Consider the following 21,446-nt stretch of genomic DNA (forward strand, 5'->3'; position numbering starts at 1 on the left):
CGGAATTAGTCAGAAAATAGTGACGATGATAGCAAGAAGGGCGGCATCAGGTCTAGCCTGATACCGCCCTGCTTTCACCGCTGGGGTCAGACCCTCAACACCGCCAACGCAAAATTCAGCGCTGACAATGACGGGGGTCTGACCCCGGCCTTTGCGACATTACACCTTGTCCAGCCCCACCTGCGCGCCCGTAAACACCAGGTTGCCGTTCTGGGCGTCGATGCGGATCTCGTCTTTCGGGCCAAACTTGCCTTCCAGGATCAGCTTCGACAGCGGATTTTCGATCTGCTGCTGGATCGCCCGTTTCAAGGGACGGGCGCCATACACCGGGTCGTAGCCCGCTTCGGCGATTTGCTGCAAGGCCGCGTCCGTCAAGCTCAGCTGCATATCCATGCGCGCCAGGCGTTCTTCGAGAATTTTCAGCTGGATCTTCGCGATCGCACCGATGTTTTTCTCGTCGAGGCCGTGGAACACGACGATTTCGTCGATGCGATTGACGAACTCGGGACGGAAGTGCGAGCGTACCTCGGCCATCACGGCCAGCTTCACGACACCGGGATCATCGCTATCCATGGCCTGGATTTTATGCGAACCCAGGTTCGAGGTCATGATGATGACGGTATTCTTGAAGTCCACCGTGCGGCCCTGGCCGTCCGTCATGCGTCCATCGTCGAGCACTTGCAGCAGCACGTTGAAGACGTCGGCATGCGCCTTTTCCACTTCGTCGAGCAGGATCACGCTGTACGGCTTGCGGCGCACGGCTTCCGTCAGGTAGCCGCCCTCGTCGTAGCCCACGTAGCCCGGTGGCGCGCCGATCAATCGGGCCACGGAATGCTTCTCCATGAACTCGCTCATGTCGATGCGTATCATCGATTCTTCCGTATCGAACAGGAAAGTGGCCAGCGCCTTGCTCAATTCCGTCTTGCCGACGCCCGTCGGTCCCAGGAACATGAAGGAACCATATGGACGGTTCGGGTCGCTCAAGCCGGCGCGCGAGCGGCGGATGGCGTCCGCCACGGCCGTGATCGCTTCATCCTGGCCCACGACGCGCTCGTGCAGCTTCTCTTCGATGTGCAGCAACTTGTCGCGCTCGCCCTGCATCATGCGCGACACGGGGATGCCCGTCGCGCGCGACACCACTTCGGCGATTTCCTCGGCGCCCACTTCCGTGCGCAGCAGCTTCGGCTGATCCGGGTCGAGTTTCGGGATGCCGCTGTCTGCCTGCTTGAGCTGGGCTTCCAGCTGCGGCAGCTTGCCGTACTGCAGCTCCGACACTTTCTGCCAGTTGCTCTCGCGCGTGGCCTGCTCCATCTGCAGCTTGACTTGCTCGATCTCTTCCTTGATGTGCGTACTGCCTTGCACCACGGCTTTTTCCGCCTTCAGGATTTCTTCGAAGTCATTGTATTCGCGCTGCAGCTTGACGATCTCTTCCTCGATCAGGCCCAGGCGGCGCAACGATGCCTCGTCTTTTTCCTTCTTGACGGCTTCGCGCTCGATTTTCAGCTGGATCAAGCGGCGTTCCAGCTTGTCCATCACTTCCGGCTTCGAGTCGATCTCGATCTTGATCTTCGCCGCCGCTTCATCGATCAGGTCGATCGCCTTGTCCGGCAAAAAACGGTCCGTGATGTAGCGGTGCGACAGCTCGGCGGCGGCGATGATGGCCGCGTCCGTGATTTCCACCTTGTGGTGCAGCGCGTATTTATCCTGCAAGCCGCGCAGGATGGCGATCGTCGCCTCCACGGTCGGCTCGTCGACGAGCACTTTCTGGAAGCGGCGCTCCAGCGCGGCATCCTTCTCGATGTACTTGCGGTACTCGTCGAGCGTGGTGGCGCCCACGCAGTGCAGCTCGCCGCGCGCCAGCGCAGGTTTGAGCATATTGCCCGCGTCCATCGCGCCGTCGGCCTTGCCCGCGCCCACCATGGTGTGCATCTCGTCGATGAAGACGATGGTTTGCCCTTCATCCATGGCCAGTTCCTTCAGCACGGACTTCAGGCGCTCTTCGAACTCGCCGCGGAACTTGGCACCGGCAACCAGGGCGGCCATATCCAGCGCCAGCACGCGCTTGCCTTTCAGGGACTCGGGCACTTCGCCATTGACGATGCGCTGCGCCAGGCCTTCGACGATGGCCGTCTTGCCCACGCCCGGTTCGCCGATCAGCACGGGATTGTTCTTGCTGCGGCGCTGCAGGATCTGGATGGTGCGGCGGATTTCATCGTCGCGGCCGATGACAGGGTCGAGCTTGCCCTTGCGCGCCCGCTCCGTCAGGTCCAGGGTGTATTTTTTCAGGGCTTCGCGCTGGCCTTCGGCTTCTTGCGAGTCGACCTTGTTGCCGCCGCGCACAGCCTCGATGGCCGCTTCCAGGGCCTTGCGGGTCAGGCCGTTTTCACGCGCCAGCTTGCCGCAGTCGGACTTGTCCTCCGTCATGGCCAGCAAGACCATTTCGCTGGAGACGAACTGGTCGCCCGCCTTTTGCGCTTCCTTGTCGGCCAGGTTCAGCAAGGCCACGAATTCGCGGCTGACCTGCACGTCGCCGCCCGTGCCCGACACTTTCGGCAAGCGTTCGAGGGACGCGCCCAGGGCCTTGGACAGGCCGCCCACATTGACGCCGGCACGCTGCAACAGCGAGCGGGCGCCGCCGTCGTCCTGGTTCAACAGGGCCGTCAGCAAATGGACTGGTTCGATATAGGGATTGTCGTTGCCCACGGCCAAGCTTTGCGCATCGGCCAGGGCTTCCTGTAATTTGGTAGTGAGTTTGTCTTGTCGCATGAAAAGCGCTCCCGGTTAATTAGTTGTTAACCAAATTGGGGTGAGGCAGTACTTTTCAAGCATACACAAAGCAGAAAACCGATGCTTTCGGGCAAAAGCTAGGGTGCGGGGCGCGTACGATTCAGATGGCGCTTGCTTTTACGGCCCACTTGTCCAGCGCCGTCTCATCGCTGTCGCGCGCATCAACCCAGCGCGCCCCTTCGGGCGTGTCTTCCTTCTTCCAGAATGGCGCTTCCGTCTTCAGGTAGTCGATGATGAACTCGCAGGCGGCAAACGCCTCGCCCCGGTGTGCGGACGAGACCGCCACCAGCACGATCTGCTCCTGTGGCAGCAGCGGCCCCACGCGGTGGATCACCAGCGCACCGGACAGGGGCCAGCGTTCCCGCGCCTGCTCGACGATGGCGACGATGGACTTTTCCGTCATGCCCGGATAGTGTTCGAGCTCCATGGCGGCCACGTCCAGCCCTTCGTTCATGTCGCGCACCGTGCCGACAAAGCCGACGACGGCGCCCACCTTGGGGTTGCCTGCACGCAATTGTGCGATTTCTTGACTCAAGTCAAAATCGGCTTGCTGGATGCGGACGCTGGTACTCATTTGGCATGGCCTCCAATGCGACGCAGCAAGGTTTCGATGCGGCTGGCCGTGCGCGCATCGGTGGCGGCGGCAATCGCGCACAGTTGCATCAGCTGCGACGCTTGCGTGAGCGGCTTCTGGCCTGATTTGAGCGACGATTGCAGCACTTCCACCTGCATTTTCAGGCGGTCGCGGGCAAATTCGGCGCCGCTATCGACACCGGCGACGATTTCCAGTCGTAATACTTCCTCAAGCAAGCGCTCCTGATTCGATTGCAATTGCTGCACGTAGGCGGCGCTGCCTTCGCCCAGCGCGGCCTGGGCGGCGGCAAAGCGCTGCTGCAGACCGCGTTCGTACTGGGCGTCGAGTGGCGGCAAGGCGCTCCAGCGCTCGCTCCACGCTTGCGCGTCGATGGCGGCACCGGCGTCAAGCAGCGCCGCTTCCAGCGATTGCACCAGGCGCAGCTTGTCGCGCAGGGCATTGGCTTGCGCCGCACCGGCCCGTTCGGCGATGGCGTCCGCCTGCGCTTGCACGCCAGCCACGGCCGCCTGGTAGCGCTGCTCGATCTTCGCTTCGCTGGCGCGCGGCACGGGGCCCGTGGCGTTCCAGGCGGCGCGCGTGTCGCGCAGCAAGTGGTTGATGAAGGCGGAGCGGCTCTTGTCGTCACCCTCGGGCACGACGGCCGTTTCCAGCGCGGCGCACAGCGCTTCGCGCGCATGCAGGTGTTCGCGGCGTTCGTGGTCGGCCGCGTGGGCCGTTTCCTTGCGTCTGGCGAAGATGTCGTCGCAGGCGGCGCGGAAACGCTGCCACAGCGCCTGCTCCGCGCGGCGCTCCAGCGGCAGGGCTTTCGCCAGTTCCTGCCATTTATCCTGCAAGGCTTTCAGCATGTCGACCGTGTTGCGCTCGGATGGCTTGAGCAAGCCCACTTCGACGATCAATTGTTCGCGGCGCGCCGTCTCGATCTGGCGCTGGGTATCGAGCGGCTTCGACAGGGCGTCCAGCGCGGCGCCGAACTCCGTATCCAGGCGTTTCTTTTCCTTGCGATCGATGGTGCCCAGGCGCGTCCACGCCTGGCGCAAGCGCTGCGAGGCGGAAGCGACGTGTTTCCAGTCGGTACTCTCTTCGGCCGCCAGGGCCGCCGTTTCCGCGATCAGTTCCTGGGCCTTGGCCGCATTGCCGTGGCGCTCTTCGGCCAGTTGCTTGAAATGCTGGGCGGCCGGCGCATACGCCACGCTGCAGGCCGCGTCGAAACGCTCCCACAGGGACTTCGGCGCGGGGCCGGACAAGGTGTCGAGCGACTTCCAGCGCTCGCGCAGGCTGCCCACTTTCTTGGCCAGCTCGGCCATTGGGAGTTGCTGCGCCGGCAATTCCTCGCCCGCCTTGACCAGTTCCTCGCGCGAGACGTTGCCGCCCCAGCGCGCCCAGTCGGCCAGGCGCTTGAATTCGCCGCGCACATGGGCCAGGCGGTCCGCTTGCGCTGGCGTCAGACGGCCGTGCTTGGTGTCGCGCAAGGTCTTGTCGTGCTCGGAAGCCACGTGCAACAAACCATCCTGCAGGGCCGCTTCCATGGCGTCAAGCACCTTGAAGAATTGCTCCGTCGCTTCTTTCGACACGGGCGCGTGCTCCTGGCGCGGCTTGCGCAGCACAGGTACAGGCTCGGCATGGGCCGATGCGGACTCTGGCGCCGCCGCCTGCACGGGCGCCGGCGCGCTGGCCAGCAGGGCCGCGAATTGCTGCTGCAGGCTGTCGGACAACGGCGATTCGGGCAGGCGCGGCAGGGCTTGCCACGCGCGTTTCAAGGTGTCCGCGTCGAGCGTGGCGGCGTCCTGCGTCTGCCATTCGGCCAGCGCGGCCTGGCACGCGTCGAACACGGCCTGGTGTTGCTGCAGCGCCTGCAGGGCGGACTGCGCCTGCTCGCGCGCCTGGCTGAAATCGCTTTCCAGGTGTTTCGGCAAGGAAGCGCGCTCAGGCGATTGCGCATGCCGCGCATGGTCGGCATCGAGGCGGGCCAGCGCCTGCGCCAGCTCGTCGGCGGACTGGCCATTGCTGGCCAGCGCGCGCATGGCACCCACGGCGTCGATCACGGCGCGCTGCAGCAGCACTTGCGCTTCCAGGCGGGCGGCCAGCGCGGCGCGCGCGGCGGCAAACGCCGTCGCCAGTTCCGGCGTAGCCTTGATGACCTGCCATTGGCGGTCCAGCTCGGCTACCTGGTTCGGGCTCAGCTTTTCATCGTTCAACAGGCGCTGGGCCGTGTCGATGCTGGCCTGGGCGCGTTGCATCTCGGCCGCCTGGTGGCGGATCAGGTCGATGCGGCCCTGCATCAGCTTGGCCACGCGGCGGTCCGTGTTGCGCATGGCGTGGTGGACTTTTTCCAGCAAAGGCAAGGCATGGACGTGTTCGGCCGCGATCAGACGGGCATCGGCAAATTCGCTGGACAGGATGAAATCGGCAGCTGCGGCTTCGTCGCCGGCCACGGCATGGGCACGCGCAACCTGTTCAGCGCGGCGCGATGCGCTCTGCGCCGAGGCGGCGGCCTGTTCTGCCACGACAGGATCGGGTGCGGCAGTCTTGCTGGCAGAACGCTTGAAGAGAAATTCGAACATGACGGGTTTCGCGTGGATCAAAACCACCATCATAACAAAGCCCCGGGTATTGCATCGGACAGGACTGAACAAGTTATCAAATGAATAAAGCGAATCTTTCCCTATATCTTTTCCCTATGACGGCGCGCCAGTCACCATCATAAAAACGCCTCCGGCAGATAGCGCCTGGCGGGGTGTGCGCTTGCTACCCATTCAAGCCTGCGCACGCAGCGGCTGTGGCGGCACGGGCGGCGTGAAAGCGGCGCCATCCACTGCCGTTTCAGCGCTGCCGCCGGCTGCCTGCAAGGGCGCTGGCAAGGGCGCTGGCAAAACAAAGGGCAGCACTTGCGCCTTGCCACGGCGCGCTTCCTGCGCGCGCGCATCGTGGGCGAGGAACTGGTAGGCGATGGCAAACCACGCTTCGCCGACGATGACCTTGCGCGCCAGCGCGAACAGCTCGCGCTCTTCCTTTTCCAGGCGCTGCAGCAAGGCCGCGCAAAAGGCGTCGATGGCGGCGCACAGCTGCCCGGCCTGCAATTCGGAATGGTCGATGGCGGCGCCCGCGCGCTGCTGCACCACGTTGATGCTTTCCAGCGCCGCATGGTTCAAGCCATTGAGCTCATTGAGCAAGCCGTCGGCATGCGGTGCGGCCTGGCGGATGGCGGGGATCAGATACATCTCCACCTTGCGCCAGTAGCCCCCCTGGTACAGCCGGTTCAGCCAGTCGCCCGCATATTGCAGTTGCGCCAGGCTGAGCTGACTCTGATGGCGCAACTGCACATGCATGTACTTCTGAAAAGCCAGCAAGCTCAAGCGGATGCTGGCCTGTTCCACCGACAGGGAAACCAATATATATGTTGCCGTAAGCATGCACTCACTCCCGAAAATGCGCTGGATGTCTCATCCTGGAAGTGAAAGTGTAAAGACTACCGACAGGGGTGGGCTTGATCCTGCACAAACCCGCGGCGGGCCAGCCGCGCTTTCTTTTACGGCGTGCGCAAGCCGATATGCAGGTTCACGACGCCAGGCTCTTCCGACGGCGTGACTTCGCCGCCAAAGCTTTTCACCAGCCGCTGCATGCCCTTGTTGCGCGCCATGGCCTCGCCCACCAGCGCCTCCGTGCCGCGGCTGCGGAAATAATCGACGAGCTTTTCAAACAGGATATGCCCCAGCCCCTTGCCCTTCAGGGCCGAGCGCACGGCGATGGCGAAATCGGCGTGAATGTTATCCGGGTCGGCCACGGCGCGCACCACGCCCAGGGTTTCCGGCTTGCCGTCCGGGCCCGTGTGCGTGGCGATGAAGGCCATGGCGCGGTCGTAATCGATCTGCGTCAGGCGCGCCAGCTGCGACACGGGCAGCTCGCGCATGGACGTGAAAAAGCGCAGGCGCACGTCGTCCGGGTCCAGCGCGTGGAACAGGTCCATGTGCTGCGGCGCGTCTTCCGGACGGATGGGGCGCAGCAGAATCGGCTGGTCCATCCACGTCACCTGCTCTTCCAGTTCCTGCGGGTACGGGCGGATGGCCAGGCGGTCGCGCTGCTGGCCCGGCTGCAAACGGATGCGCGCGTCGAGGGCGATCACGCCGTCCGCGTCGGCCACCAGCGGGTTGATGTCGAGTTCGGCCAGCTCGCCGATGTCGGCCACCAGTTCGGCCACCTGGATCAGGGTGTAGCAGATGGCGTCGATGTCGGCCGGCGGCTGGTTGCGGTAACCGGCCAGCAGTTTCGACACGCGCGTGCGCGCCAGCATGTCGCGCGCCAGTACCATGTTCAGCGGCGGCAGGCCGATGGCGTGATCGGCCGTCACCTCCACGGCGATGCCGCCCTGCCCCACCAATATGACGGGGCCAAAGGCGGCGTCCGTCGTCACGCCGACGATCAATTCATGCGATTGCGGCCGGCGCGCCATCTGCTGCACGGTAAAACCGTCGATCAGCGCGTCGGGACGCATGCGCCGCACGCGCTTGAGCATGGCGGCGGCGGCCGTGCGCAGGATGTCGGGCGTGTCGAGGTCAAGCGCCACGCCGCCCACGTCGGATTTGTGGGCGATGTCGGGCGAATGAATTTTCAGCGCGACGGGATAGCCGATGTCCGCCGCCACGGCCAGCGCTTCTTCCACGTCGGCCGCCATGCGCGTGGTGGCGACGGGAATGCCGTAGGCGGCCAAAATCTCTTTCGAGCGGCATTCGCCGAGCACCGTCTGGCCGGCCGCCAGCGCGGCGGCGACGATTTCGCGCACCCTGGCGCGGCGCGGCGTGGCCGACATGGGCAGCTGCGCCGGCACCTGCATCAGGGTTTCCTGGTTGCGCCGGTACTGCACGATCTGCATGAAACCATGCACGGCCTTTTCCGGCGTGTCGTAGGTGGGAATCCCGGCCCGGTTGAAGACCTGGCGCGCGGGCGCCACGGTGGTGCCGCCCAAGAGGCACGACAGCACCGTGCGCGAGGTCGCCTTGATCAGCGGCGTGACGGCTTCGGCGATGTCGATCGACGACACCATGGCCGTGGGCGCATGCAGCAGCAGCAAGGCGTCCGCCTGCGGCTCGTCGAGCAAGGGCTTGATGGCGTCGGCATAGCGCTGCACGGCCGCGTCGCCGGGCAAGCCGACGGGGTTGTCGTGCGACCAGCCCCGTGGCAGCGCCTTTTCCAGCGCGATGACGGTATCGGGCGACAGTTCGGCCAGCTTTCCGCCGCTGCTCACCAGCGCGTCGGTGGCCATCACGCCCAGGCCGCCGCCGTTACACAAAATCGCCAGGCGCTCGCCGCGCTGCGAACGAATGTGTGTGAGGGTTTCCACGGCGTCGAACAGTTCTTCGGCCGAATACACGCGCAGCATGCCGGCGCGGCGGATGGCCGCGTCGTACACGGCGTCGGAACCGGCCAGCGCGCCCGTATGCCAGGCCGCCATGGCCGCGCCTTCCGCCTCGCGCCCCGCTTTCAGCACGATGACGGGTTTGCTGCGCGCAGCCGCCCGCGCCGCCGACATGAATTTGCGCGCCGCCTGGATGTCTTCCATGTACAGCAGGATGGCGGCCGTGTCGATGTCGCCGGCCAGGTAATCGAGCAGGTCGCCGAAATCGATGTCGTAGCTGGCGCCCAGCGAAATGAACTTGGAAAAGCCCACGCCGTGCGCATTGGCCCAGTCGAGCACGCCCGACACCAGCGCCCCCGATTGCGAGACGAAGGCGATCTTGCCGCTGGTCGCACCGACATGGGCGAAGCTGGCGTTCAAGCCCAGTTTCGGCACCAGCAACCCCATGCTGTTGGGGCCGAGGATGCGCAGCAAATGCGGCTTGGCCGCCTTCAGCATGGCCAGGCGCAGCGACTGCTCGCGCACGGGATCGAGGCCCGACGTCATGACGATGGCCGCGCGCGTGCCCAGCGCGCCCAGTTCGCGGATCAGGGCCGTGATGGTGGCAGGCGGCGTACAGATGATGGCCAGGTCCGGCGCCTTGGGCAAGTGCGCCAGCTTGCGGTAGCATTTCAGGCCCATCAGCTCGTCATACTTGGGATTCACTGGCCAGATTTCCCCTTGGTAGCCGCCGCCCAGCAGGTTGTACAGGGCGATGGCGCCCAGCTTGCGCTCGCGCGCCGTGGCGCCGATCAGGGCCACCGAGGCCGGCTTGAACAGCTTGTCGAGATTACGGATGCTCATGTTCTGGCCTCATGGATTGCCGGAGTGGCTTGCTTGGTAACGCCCCAGTGTAAAGGATGCGTTGCCAAAAAAATTTGACCTTGCGATGCGTTTCACAAAAAACCATGCGCCTACTACCAGCGCGAGCGGTGGCTTTCCGTCACCCCGGCCAATTGCGCCACGATGCGCTTGGGCGACTCCGCGCTGGCGCGCACCCACCCGCTGAACGTGCCGATCGGCTGGATGTAGCGGCTGGCGGCGATCCACAGGTTTTTATCCTCGCGCCGCGCGCCTTCCGGCTTGAAGTGCAGGTCCAGCAAATCGTCGTCCGTCCACACATGCCACGGCGCCAGCGGATTGTCGGGATTGAAGTCAAAATGCGCGCGGCCCAGCGGATACAGCTGGCCATCGAGCCACAGCGCGTTTTCATGCGCGCCGAAATAGCCAGCCTGCAGATTGAAACCCAGGTCCAGGCTGTGCGCCGAGGCCCAGCGCCATTCCGTCTCGCGCGCCAGCAGCCCGTTCGAATAATCGAAGCTGGCCACGCCGTCATCGAGGCTGTAGCCCATGGCGCCGCAGCGCACGGTGCCCCACAAGGGCAGGCCGCCCGACTTTTGCGTCGCATGCACGCTGCCGCCCTCGCCCACGGGGCCCACGGCCAGCAAGGTGGGCGCCACGGGCGGGCCGCATTCCGCGTCGATGCCGAAATGGCCGCAATCGAGCCGCAATCGGTAGCGCTGCTGCGGCAGGGCCTCGATGGAGATCACTTGCGAAAGGAAGCGGAAACGGCTGCTGGCGCCCGCGTGCGGCGCGACAGTAGCGGACAGGCCCGGCACGCCATCCTGCGAAAAGGCCGCCACGATCTTGCCCTTGTGGCGGTCGAAGGCATACGCGAAGGCCGTGCTGGTCCAGCCCAGGTCGACGATGGCCACGCCGCAGAACAGGGTGGGCGTGGACAGGGCCACGTAATGCCAGCGCTTGTGGTGGAACAGCCGCCAGAGGGCGCCGCGTGCATGCGGCGGCGCCAGCGCAGCCCAGTCGAAGGCGTCCAGCTGGCCCGTGTAGCGGCCAAAGCGGGGCTGGCCGTCGGCGTCGAGCAGGTGGGAAGGAGCAGCTGGCAGCGTCATGCGGCCTGCCTTGCGGCAGCGCCGCCGTCGTGCAGCGCCTCGGCCAGCTGGGCGCCGAAGGCTGCCGGCTGTGTCTGCGCAATATCAATCTCCGGGCAGGCATGCCAGAGCGCCAGGCGCCGCACGGCGCCTGCCACGTCCTGCACCAGGCGGGCACTGAGGCGCACGCCCTCTTCCAGCGCCAGCGATTTGATCTCGAAGCGCCCCTGCGCGCGGTGCGCCTTGGCGTCCAGCCGTCCCACCAGCGCGCCACGCCGCAAGATCGGCAAGGTGAAGTAGCCATAGCGGCGTTTTTCAGCGGGCGTGTAGCATTCGAGCCGGTAGTCAAAGCCGAACAGTTCCAGAGCGCGGCGCCGGTCCCAGACAACGGGATCAAACGGCGACAAGATCGTCGTCAGGGTGGGCGCCAGCTTGCCGGCGGCCGCGTCGCGCAGCAATTGCGCATGGTCCGCATGCACGTACACGGCGTCCATCCAGCCATCGACCGTGCAGCGCAGCAGCGCGCCCTCGCCCACCAGCGCCTGCAGATCGTGCGCCAGGCTGGCGCGCGACTGTTTCGTGCGGAAGTAGTCGCTGATCCAGCTGGCCCGCGCCAGGCCCAGCGCCTTCACGCTGGCCAGCAGCAGGCGCCGGCGCACCTGTTCTTCCGGCGGCAGCAAGCCGTCGTGCCAGCCCGGCAAGACGCGTTCGGCCAGGTCGTAATAGCGCTGGAAATTATGGCGCTTGGCGATCATCAGCACGCCCGAGGTAAACAAGACTTCCAGCGAGCGCTTTTCCGGTTTCCAGCTCCACCAGCCGCCCGCCTGGCCATCCGTGCGCTCGAAGTCCGCCGAGCGCGCGGCGCCGTTCACGCGGATATGTTCGAGCACGGAGGCCACGGCATCGCCCTGTTCGGCCATCCATTTGACGGAGTATTTCCAGCCCATGGCGGCCGGGTCCAGCATGCGGTGGCGGTACAAGCCATAGTCTTCGATGGGCACGAAGCACGCTTCATGCGCCCAGTATTCGAACAGCGCGCCCTCGGCCAGCAATTGCTCCAGCCACGGCTGCGGATAGTCGCCCAACCGGCTCCACAGCACCAGGTACGGGCTGCGCGCCACCACGTGGATGGTATCGATCTGCAGCACGCCCATCTGGCGGATGGCGGCCAGCACGTCGACCTTCACGGCCTTCTTGCGCCGCGCCTGCAGCAAGCCCTGCGCGGCCAGGTGCAAGGCGCGCGCGGCGGGCAGCGACAAGGGGGGTACTTCGGAAGGAATGGGCTGTTGGGGGCTGTGCATAACAGAAAGATACCGCATTCTGCCCGTCGCTTGTGCGTTTTATCGCTATCGGATCGCGCGGCCGCTGGCCACGCTAGGCTGCGGGAAACACGACCGTCACCGCCAGCCCCCTGCCCTGCAAGCCGGCGCCGAGGATGATGTCCGCGCCATGCCGCTCGGCGATGCGGCGCACGATGGACAATCCCAGGCCGCTGCCGGGCAGATGTCCGCCGCCCAGGCGCACGAAGCGTTCGAACACGCGCTCATGCAATTCCTCGGCGACGCCCGGCCCCGTATCGGCCACGCGCAGGTAGCTGCGCCCCGCTTCCACGCCGCAGCTGACGGCCACAAAGCCCGGCGCCGGCGTGTAACGCAGCGCATTCTCGACCAGGTTGCGCAGCAGGATATGCAGGCTGCCCGCATGCAGCGCGCACGGCGCCGGCGCAAGGCTCACGGCCAGCGACAGCCCGTATGGCGCGGCCAGCGCCTGCCACTGCGCGGCCTGCCGAGACAGAAGCTCGGCCAGGTCGCCCGGCGCCAGCGCTGTCTCCGCCTGCGACTGCGGATCGAGCTGCGCCAGCGCCAGCAACTGGTTGACGAGGCGCGTGGCCCGCTCCACGCTGGCGCCCAGGGCGGCGATGAATTCCTCGCGCTCGTCCGCGCTGCGGGCCCGCTGCAGCACTTGCAGATTGGTCTTGATGGCGGCCAGCGGCGTGCGCAGCTCGTGCGCCGCATCGGCCGTGAAGCGCTGCTCGTTGTCGCGGCTTTGCCGCACCCTGCCGAACAGGCGGTTTATTTCCAGCAGCAGCGGATGCAGCTCCGCGGGCGCGCCAGCGAGCCTGACGTCGGCCAGTTCATCAGGCGTGCGCGCCGACACTTCATCGGCGGACGCCTGCAGCACGCGAAACACGCGGTGGATGCTCCACCAGATGGCGATGGTGGCCAGCGCCACCAGCAGCAGGCCGAACACGGCGATGCGGTAAAAGAAGCCACGGCTGATGTCGTCGCGGTGGCTGGTCGGCTCGGCCACCAGCAGTTGCAGGCTGCGCTGCGGGTCCCACAGCGAAAACAATCGCCAGCGCTGGCCGGCTATGCTGGTCCACGACAGGCCGTCCGGCGCGCTGCGCGACAGGGCGATGTCGGTCGCCGCGTCATTGCGGTACAGCACGCGCTGTTGCGCGTCGCGCACCTTGAACAGCAAATACTGGTGGGGATTCGGCTGGCCGCGCAGCGGCAGGTCGATCGGTCCCGTCAAGCCGTGTTGGCGCACATCCTTTTCCACCAGCGACAGCAGCAAATGTCCCGTCTCGATCAGCGACTGGTCGAACAACTCCTGGCTTTCGCGGCGCGCTTCCACGTACACGATGGCGGCGCTGCCCACCCACAGGGCCAGGGTCAGGCCCAGCAGCACGGCCAGCAGGGTGCGCCGCAGCGACCATGTTTTCACGCCGCCGCCAGCCGTTAAGAATCTCTTAAGAACTTCTGCGCAAGATCCGGAGCGAAATATTTTTTGGGTAACCATGGGCGCAATTGTAAATGATTCTTATTGCATCAATGATTCCCATTAGCTTGCAGCAGCAACATCAACCGATAACTCATCCACCATCAGGAGTTTGCATGTCCAACAGCCCCCGCCGCGCGCGCCTGCCGCGTCCCACCACCCTGGCCCTGGCCTTGGCCGCCCTGTCCTGCCTGCCGGCGCACGCCCAGACGGGCGCGCCGGCCAGCATGCCCGAAGTGGTGGTTTCCGCTTCCGGTTTCGAGCAGGACATCAAGCAGGCGCCGGCATCGATCACGGTGCTGACGCGCCAGGAACTGTCGAAGGAGCGCTTCGGCAACCTGACGCAGGCGCTGGAAAGCGTGGAAGGCATCGACGTGGGCGCGGCGGGCGACAAGACGGGCGGCATGAACATCAGCATCCGCGGCATGCCCAGCGACTACACCCTGGTGCTGATCGACGGACGCCGCCAGAACGCGGCCGGCAACGTCACGCCGAACGGCTTCGGCGGCACGCAGACGAGCTTCATGCCGCCGCTGGCCGCCATCGAGCGCATCGAGATCATCCGCGGCCCCATGTCGACCCTGTACGGCTCGGACGCCATGGGCGGCGTGATCAACATCATCACGCGCAAGGTGGGCAAGCAGTGGATGGGTTCTATCTCGGCTGACTACACCGTGCAGGAAGAATCCGATTTCGGCGACGTGAAAAACGGCCGCTTCTACCTGAGCGGCCCCATCGCCACCGACCTGCTGGGCCTGTCCCTGCGCGGCAGCAAGCAGCGCCGCGATGCGGCCAACATCCGCTACAACGACGCGGCCGGTGGGGAAAATGTGCCGAGCATGGGCGCCAACCCCGTGCGCGCGGACATTGAAAACTTTGGCGCGCGCCTGGCCTTCACGCCAAACCGCTACCACACCGTCATCCTCGACGCCGACACAGGCCGCCAGACCTACGACAATTCGAAGAAGCAACTGGGCACCCTGGGCTTGCAAGGCGGCTACGGTCCCGAGCAGAAATACAACCGCGACCAGTGGACCCTGTCGCACACGGGCCGCTTCGGCTTCGGCACGCTGGATAGCAGCTACATGGTGAACAAGACGGAAACCCTGGGCCGCACGATTCCGCCAGGCACGCCCGGCGCCGTGGCCGGCAGCGCGCGCACCTTGGAAGTGGAAAGCCAGGTGTTCGACACCAAGCTGGTCATGCCTTTGGGCAAGCACATGGCGACCATCGGCGCGCAATGGTGGAAAGCGGAAATGACGGATGGCGTGGCGCCGAAAAAATTCGAATTCACGCAAAAAGCTTTGTTCGTGGAAGATGAATGGCAAGTGCTGGAGAATCTCGCCCTGACCTTCGGCGCCCGTTATGACGATCACAGCATCTTCGGCGGCCAGACCAGCCCCCGTGCCTATGCCGTGTGGAACGCAACGCCACGCTGGACCGTCAAGGGCGGCGTCAGCAAGGGCTACAAGACGCCGCGCGTGGAGCAACTGTCGCCAGGCATCAACGGTTTTGGCGGCCAGGGCACGATTCCCCTCGTCGGCAGCCCGAACCTGAAGCCGGAAACGAGCACGACCACGGAAATCGGCGCCTACTTCGACAACCTGGCCGGCTGGACGGCCAGCGGCTCGCTGTTCAACAATGAGTTCAAGGACAAGATCACGACGGGCACGGGCCTCGTCAACTGCGACTACCGCCCTTCGCCCAACCGTCCCGGCTGCGTCAGCTTTGGCAACTGGCCCAACGTCGATGCGTTTGGCCAGTCCGTCAACGTGGATGAGGCCGTCACGCGCGGCGTCGAGCTGAACACGCGCTTCCCGCTGGGCAAGACCTTGTCGGCCAGCGCCAACTACACGTACACGGAAAGCGAACAGAAGAGCAGTAGCAACGCGGGCAAGCCCCTGAGCGACACGCCCAAGCACGCCGTCAACGCACGCTTGAGCTGGGATATCTCGCGCGAATGGAACGGCTGGCTGCGCGCCGAATACCGCAGCGAGCGCTTCCGCGATCCGGGCACCTCGGCTTCCACCCGCGCCGCCAAAGCCGCGCTGGGCGACTACAAGGGCTACACCATGCTGCACCTGGGCACCAGCTACCAGTTGAACAAACGCGTGACATTGAACGCGGCCGTGTACAACCTGCTCAACAAGGACTTCATCGACTACCAGCCATACCGTGGCTCATCGGCGCCGACCTTGACCTACGCCAACCGCTATGTCAACAGCCTGGACGGACGCCGCCTGTGGTTGTCGGCCACCGTCGATTTCTGATGCGTTGATAGCTGACCAGCCATAGAGCACAAGGGGCTGCCTGAGGGCGGCCCGTTTTCTTTGTCAGGCCGTTTTCGGCTTGTCGATGCAATAACCGATCGCATGCACGGTGCGTATCAGGTTGCGCCCCAGCTTCTTGCGCAGGTGGTGGATGTGCACTTGCACGGCATTGCTTTCCACCTCGCCGCCCCAGCTGTACAGGTTTTTCTCCAGCTGTTCCCGGCTCAGCACCCGGCCGCCGTGTTCCAGCAGCAGTTGCAGGATGCGAAATTCCTTCACCGTCAGCAGCACGGGCAAGCCCCCTTGCGTCACCTGCCGGTCGGCGATATCGAGCACCAGGTCGCCGTGCACGAGATTTTCGCGCAGGCGGCCGGCGGCGCGGCGGCAGGCGCTACGGATGCGCGCGGCCAGTTCGTCGAGGTCGAACGGTTTCACGATGAAGTCGTCGGCCCCCGCGTCGAGGCCGGCGATGCGCTCGCCCACCGTGTCGCGCGCCGTGACGACCAGCACGGCGCCGCTGTAGCCGTTATCGCGCAGCACGCCCAGCGCCTGCATGCCGTCCTGTCCCGGCAAGCCCAGGTCAAGCAGAATGCAGCCGTAGTCATGCAGGCGCACGGCCGTGTGCGCGTGTTCGGCGCTCCTGACCCAGTCGACGGCATAGCCGCCCTGTTCCAGGCCGATTTGCGTGGCGCGGCCCAGCTGCGGGTCGTCTTCGGTCAGCAAGATGCGCATGAGGAAAGCGGCGAGGCCCGCTCAGTCCTTTTTCTTGATCAGGCCCGCCAGCGCGGCAAACGGATTGTGCGTGGCGGGCGCCACCTCGGCCGACAGCAGGCCGGCGCCACGGTCCGCTTCCAGGTAGCGCGAGTGCTCATTGTCGTGGCAATACAGGCACAGCAGTTCCCAGTTGCTGCCGTCCGGCGGATTGTTGTCGTGGTTGTGGTCGCGGTGATGCACGGTCAGCTGCTGCACGTTGGCGCGCGTAAATTCGCGCATGCAGCGGCCACACACCCACGGATACATCTTCAGCGAGCGCTCGCGGTAGCCGCTCTCGCGCTGGTCGGCGGCGCGGCGCGCTTCGGCCACGATCTTGTCCAGCCGTGCCGCATCGGGCTTTTTACTCTGCATGACAACTTTCGATATGGGAGGTAGAAGCGCCCATTTTAATGAGGATGGGGGCGCAATTGTACTTTTTCTGCCACGCCGCCAGCCCGTGTCGCCGCCGGCGTGCTTTTTTTAGCGTGCGCGGCACCACAATTACTTGATTTAACGCAAAATAAGCCCAGCGACAGACCGCGAACAGACGATGGGCGTGGCGGCGACGGGCTTATGCGCAAGGCAGCCGATTTCGGCTATCATGCGCGCCACGCCGCCCCTCCCTTTTTCCATGAATCCAGCCTGCAAGCGCCCGTGATAGCGATAACGAGACCCCTGCAACGCCTTGCCCGCCGCCTGTACCGCATCAGTCTGGTGCCCCTGTTCGCGCTCATCCTGCTGCTGGCGCTGTGGGCGGCCGTCTACTATCAGGTGGGCCAGGAGCGGGCCAGCGCCGTGCGCGACGCCGTGGCCGTCAGCCAGTCGCTGGCGCGTACGCTGGCCGACCATACCAGTTTCACCCTGCGCCAGACGGACCACGCCACACAGCTGTTCAAGCTCAAATACGAGGAAACGGGCGGCGGCCTGCGCCTGAATGAATTCACGCGCCGCCAGGGCCTGCTCGACAGCGTGCTGCCATCGAAGCTGGAACTGCCGATCGCCCTCATCGACGCGCACGGCAATGTGCTCGACAGCGCCCACGCCTATCTGCCGGAAAACCTGGCCGCGCAGCCTTTTTTCAGAGCGCTGGCCGCCAATGCCTCCGACACGGCCCTGGTCGACACCCCCATGCTCGACGCGGACGGCAAGCGCTGGACCATCCGCCTGGCGCGCCGCCTGAACGATGCGCGGGGCCGCTTTGCCGGCGCCATCGTCATCCTCGTCGACCCCACGTATTTCGTCGACGACTACGACCGCCTGAACCTCGACGAGCATGGCGCGCTGATGCTGGTGGCGCGCGACAGCGGCCTGACGGTGGGGCGCATCGGCGAGCAATTGATACTCAGCGACCGCATCGACTTCCGCATGCCGGGACCACCCGAACACGCGCCCGAAGAACTGCTGATCGAACCGCCCGTCGATGCGACGCCGCGCATCTACAGCTACCACGAGCTGCCGCGCTACCCGTTGCTGGCCGTGGTGGGTGTGAGCCGCACCGTCGCCCTGGCGCGCTTCGAACACCGCCGCCTCGTGTATGTGGGCGCGCTGCTCGCCGCCAGCGTACTCATTGCCGGCTTCACGGCCCTGCTGATGCGCCAGAGCGCGCGCCTGCGCCGCAGCATCCGCCAGGCCACGGAAACGCAGGCGCTGCTGCGCGCGGCGCACCAGGGCAGCCTCGATGCCGTGCTGCTGCTGAAAGCCTGGCGCCCCGCGCCAGGCAAACCGGTGGAAGACTTCACCTTTGCCGACATCAACGAGCGGGCCGCCGACATGCTGGGCAAGCCGCGCTCCGAACTGCTGGGCCAGCGCGTGCTGCAGCAGATGCCGCTGCTGCGCGGCGAGCGTTTCTTCAAGCGCTTCGTGCTGGTGATGGAAACGGGCCAGCCGCTGGAAGATGAATTCGAGCTGCCGCTGGCCTCGGGCGGCACGCGCTGGCTGCGCCACCAGGTGGTGCCGATCACCGACGGCGTGGCCGTCACCTCGCGCGACATCAGCGCGCGCAAGCACGACGAACTGGCGCTGCAAGATAACCGCAGCTTCCTGCAGTCGCTGATCGACCATTTGCCCGTGCTGGTCTACGTGAAAAGCGCGCGCCCGGAAAACTTCGGCCAGATGGAAGTGTGGAACAAGGCGGCCGAGGACATCACCGGCCACCTGGCCGCCGACGTCATCGGAAAGACGGATTGCCAGGCGTTCCCGCCCGACTTCGGCCTGCACGATGCCGAGGACGACCGCGCCATCCTGGCCGAGCGCGGCGTCATCGACCATACGGAAAAGCCACTGCGCCTGCCCGATGGCAGCCTGCGCTACCTGCACGCCGTCTCCGTGCCCGTGTTCGACGAGCGCCAGCAGATCGAACATATCCTCGGCATCGCCGAAGACATCTCGCAGCGCCGCCAGCAGGAGCTGGAACTGCGCCAGAAACAGGCCGAGCTGGCCGCCGTCAACGACGCCTCGCCACTGGGCCTCGTGCGCCTGGACCGCCAGCGCCGCTGCACCTACGTCAACCGCACCTTCGAATCGATCACGGGCCTGCCGCGCGCGGCCGCCCTGGGCGCCGGCTGGACCAGCGCCCTGCATCCGGACGACTATCCGCTGATGCACGTGGCGCTGGAACAACTCACGCGCAGCCATGCGCCGTTCCAGTCCACCCTGCGCTGCCTGCAGCGCGACGGCAGGCTGGTCTGGGTTTCCGTCAAGATTGCCCCCATCCTCATCGACGGCCAGATCGAGGGCTACGTGGGAACCCTGGACGACATCACCACCTTGCGCGAATCGGAAGTGGCGCTGCTGGAAAGCGAAGCGCGCCTGCGCACCATCGCCGACACCTTGCCGGCCATGATCGCGTACATCGACGCCGACCAGGTCTACCGCTTCCTGAACATCGCCTATGAACGCGAATTCGGCCTGACGGGCCGGCTGGTGCTGGGCAAGAGCGTGCGCGACACGGTGGGCGAAGCGCGCTACGGCACGGTGGCGCCGTATATCGAAAGAGTGCTGGCCGGCGAAACGTTGAGCTTCGAGGAAGAAGACGACAAGGAAGGCATCGAGCGCTGCATGGAAGTGATCTACATCCCGCAGATCGGCGAAGACAAGCTGCAGGTGGTGGGCTTTCACGTGATGCGCCAGGATATCACCGTGCAAAAGCGCGAAAAACAGCGCCTGCTGAAACTGGCCCAGGTCGATGCGCTGACGGGCTTGTCGAACCGCGCCGGCTTCCAGCAAAAACTCAGCGACGCCATGCACGCGAGCCGCCAGCAGCAGCACCTGATGGCCGTCATGTACATGGATATCGACCGCTTCAAGCCCGTCAACGACACGCACGGCCACGGCACCGGCGACGCCCTGCTGCGCGCCTTCGCCCAGCGCCTGACGCACACCATGCGCGCCACCGACATCATCGCCCGCCTGGGCGGCGACGAATTCACCATCATCATGGAACAGATCACCCGGCCCGACGACGCGGCCGTGCTGGCGGAAAAAATCGTCGCCGCCATGCAGCAGCCGTTCGAACTCGATGGCATCACCGTGCGCATTTCCGCCAGCATCGGCCTGGCCTTCTACCGCGACGAAGACATTTCGCCCGCCGTACTGCTGCAGCGGGCCGACGTGCTGCTGTACAAGGCCAAGCAGGATGGCAGGAATACCTATCGCGCCGGCGCGTTGACGGCTTGATATAGCCACTGGCGCATGCCGTCATTCCTGCTATATTGGCGCCTGTCTCCCCTACCCTTGCCACACCATGCGCCTGCTGCACACTTCCGACTGGCATCTGGGCCAGACCCTGCACAATTTTGAAAGGGGCTACGAACACCAGCGCTTCCTCGACTGGCTGCTCGACACGCTCGTCGCCGAACGCGTTGACGTGCTGCTGGTGGCGGGCGACGTGTTCGACAACGCCAACCCGTCGGCCGCCTCGCAAAAGCAGTTATATGTCTTCCTGCAGCAGGCGCGCGCGCGCCTGCCCGCGCTGCAACTGGTCGTCGTCGCCGGCAACCACGATTCGGCGGGGCGTCTCGAAGCGCCCGGCCCCCTGCTGGCCGCGCATGGCACGCACGTGATTGGCCATCTGCTGCGCGACGAGGCAGGCAATATCGACCTGGAACGCCTGCTGCTGCCGCTCGCCGGCAGCGACGGGCAAGTGCAGGCCTGGTGCCTGGCCGTGCCCTTTTTGCGCCCAGGCGACGTGCCGAAACTGCCGGCCGGCGATACGCAGGACGCCTACCTGGGCGGCATCGCCCTGCTGTACCGGCAATTGACGGACCTGGCGCTGGCGCGCCGCCAGCCCGGCCAAGCCATCATCGCCATGGGCCACTGCCACATGGTGGGCGGCGAAATGTCGAACGATTCGGAGCGCCGCATCGTCATCGGCGGCACGGAAATGCTGCCGTCGGGGATTTTTGACGCCGCCATCGCGTATGCGGCGCTGGGCCATTTGCACAAGGCGCAGGCCGTGGGCGGCCAGGAGCACATCCGCTACTGCGGCAGCCCGATTCCCCTGTCCTTCGCGGAGGTGAACTACCGCCACCAGGTGCTGTGCCTCGACATCGATGGCGAGCAATTACGCGAGGTACGCGTCATCGAAGTGCCGCGCGCCGTGCCCTTGCTGCGCGTGCCCGCCACGCCGGCGCCCATCAACGAAGTGCTGGCGCAGCTGGCCGCCCTCGACGTGCCCGCCGCGCCACCGGAAGCGCAGCCCTTCCTGGAAGTGCGCGTGCGCCTCGATGCGCCGGAACCGGGCCTGCGCACACGCATCGAAACGGCGCTCGACGGCAAGCACGTGCGCCTGGCGAAGATCGAAACGTCGAGCGCCGCGCGCAGCAGCGCACCCGAGAACATGACGCTCGACCAATTGGGCCAGCTGCAGCCCGACGACATCTTCCGCCGCCTGTACCTGCAAAAATACGGCAAGGAAGCGCCACCCGAACAACTGTCGGCCCTGGCCGAACTGCTGCTGCCCGGCGCGTGAGCGCAACTGAAGA

The 21,446-nt window shown here is 65.5% G+C and carries 13 protein-coding genes; 3 read left to right on the plus strand and 10 right to left on the minus strand.

Annotated features, from left to right (window positions below):
• Positions 1–159: 159 nt before the first annotated feature.
• The 8 genes from clpB to HWE17_RS18745 form a co-directional block, all read right to left on the minus strand.
• Positions 160–2,766, minus strand: coding sequence for an ATP-dependent chaperone ClpB (gene clpB, locus HWE17_RS18710; RefSeq protein WP_035817343.1), 2,607 nt, complete (start codon positions 2,764–2,766; stop codon positions 160–162).
• Between the two features lie 121 nt (positions 2,767–2,887).
• Positions 2,888–3,361 carry a molybdopterin synthase catalytic subunit MoaE gene (gene moaE, locus HWE17_RS18715; protein WP_035817341.1) on the minus strand — a complete coding sequence of 158 codons (474 nt, stop codon included), beginning with the start codon at positions 3,359–3,361 and terminating at the stop codon, positions 2,888–2,890.
• Positions 3,358–5,943 carry a DUF349 domain-containing protein gene (locus tag HWE17_RS18720; protein ID WP_176389764.1) on the minus strand — a complete coding sequence of 862 codons (2,586 nt, stop codon included), beginning with the start codon at positions 5,941–5,943 and terminating at the stop codon, positions 3,358–3,360. The genes moaE and HWE17_RS18720 overlap by 4 nt, the downstream gene beginning before the upstream one ends.
• A gap of 192 nt (positions 5,944–6,135) precedes the next feature.
• Positions 6,136–6,792, minus strand: coding sequence for a hypothetical protein (locus HWE17_RS18725; protein ID WP_176389765.1), 657 nt, complete (start codon positions 6,790–6,792; stop codon positions 6,136–6,138).
• 116 nt (positions 6,793–6,908) lie between these two features.
• On the minus strand, positions 6,909–9,575 hold the full coding sequence (locus HWE17_RS18730) for a bifunctional acetate--CoA ligase family protein/GNAT family N-acetyltransferase (protein ID WP_176389766.1): 2,667 nt from the start codon (positions 9,573–9,575) through the stop codon (positions 6,909–6,911).
• A gap of 113 nt (positions 9,576–9,688) precedes the next feature.
• Positions 9,689–10,681, minus strand: a complete 993-nt coding sequence (locus HWE17_RS18735; RefSeq protein WP_176389767.1) for a DUF2804 domain-containing protein — start codon at positions 10,679–10,681, stop codon at positions 9,689–9,691.
• Entirely contained in the window at positions 10,678–11,961 is a 1,284-nt protein-coding gene (locus tag HWE17_RS18740) for a winged helix-turn-helix domain-containing protein (RefSeq protein WP_176389768.1), read from the minus strand. Before HWE17_RS18740 ends, HWE17_RS18735 begins: the two co-directional genes overlap by 4 nt.
• A gap of 73 nt (positions 11,962–12,034) precedes the next feature.
• Positions 12,035–13,387: an ATP-binding protein gene (locus tag HWE17_RS18745; protein WP_369681749.1), complete on the minus strand. Its 1,353-nt coding sequence runs from the start codon at positions 13,385–13,387 to the stop codon at positions 12,035–12,037.
• Positions 13,388–13,557: 170 nt separating this feature from the next.
• On the opposite strand from HWE17_RS18745, the gene HWE17_RS18750 reads away from it, so the two are divergent.
• Positions 13,558–15,711, plus strand: coding sequence for a TonB-dependent receptor (locus HWE17_RS18750; protein ID WP_176389770.1), 2,154 nt, complete (start codon positions 13,558–13,560; stop codon positions 15,709–15,711).
• A gap of 63 nt (positions 15,712–15,774) precedes the next feature.
• Here HWE17_RS18750 and HWE17_RS18755 read toward each other — a convergent pair whose 3' ends face one another.
• Together HWE17_RS18755 and HWE17_RS18760 are read right to left on the minus strand one after the other, a co-directional pair.
• Positions 15,775–16,443 carry a response regulator gene (locus tag HWE17_RS18755; protein WP_176389771.1) on the minus strand — a complete coding sequence of 223 codons (669 nt, stop codon included), beginning with the start codon at positions 16,441–16,443 and terminating at the stop codon, positions 15,775–15,777.
• Positions 16,444–16,464: 21 nt separating this feature from the next.
• Positions 16,465–16,836, minus strand: a complete 372-nt coding sequence (locus HWE17_RS18760) for a YajD family HNH nuclease (RefSeq protein ID WP_034755042.1) — start codon at positions 16,834–16,836, stop codon at positions 16,465–16,467.
• 201 nt (positions 16,837–17,037) lie between these two features.
• Here HWE17_RS18760 and HWE17_RS18765 point away from each other — a divergent pair, with 201 nt between their 5' ends.
• Both HWE17_RS18765 and HWE17_RS18770 read left to right on the plus strand, forming a co-directional pair.
• Positions 17,038–20,139, plus strand: coding sequence for a PAS domain-containing protein (locus tag HWE17_RS18765; RefSeq protein WP_217916815.1), 3,102 nt, complete (start codon positions 17,038–17,040; stop codon positions 20,137–20,139).
• Positions 20,140–20,206: 67 nt separating this feature from the next.
• The gene (locus tag HWE17_RS18770; protein WP_176389772.1) at positions 20,207–21,433 is read left to right on the plus strand and encodes an exonuclease SbcCD subunit D C-terminal domain-containing protein; all 1,227 of its coding nucleotides are present in this window, start codon (positions 20,207–20,209) and stop codon (positions 21,431–21,433) included.
• Positions 21,434–21,446 lie beyond the last annotated feature (13 nt).

Source organism: Janthinobacterium sp. BJB401 (assembly GCF_013372745.1).
Classification (GTDB): Bacteria; Pseudomonadota; Gammaproteobacteria; order Burkholderiales; family Burkholderiaceae_D; genus Janthinobacterium; species Janthinobacterium rivuli.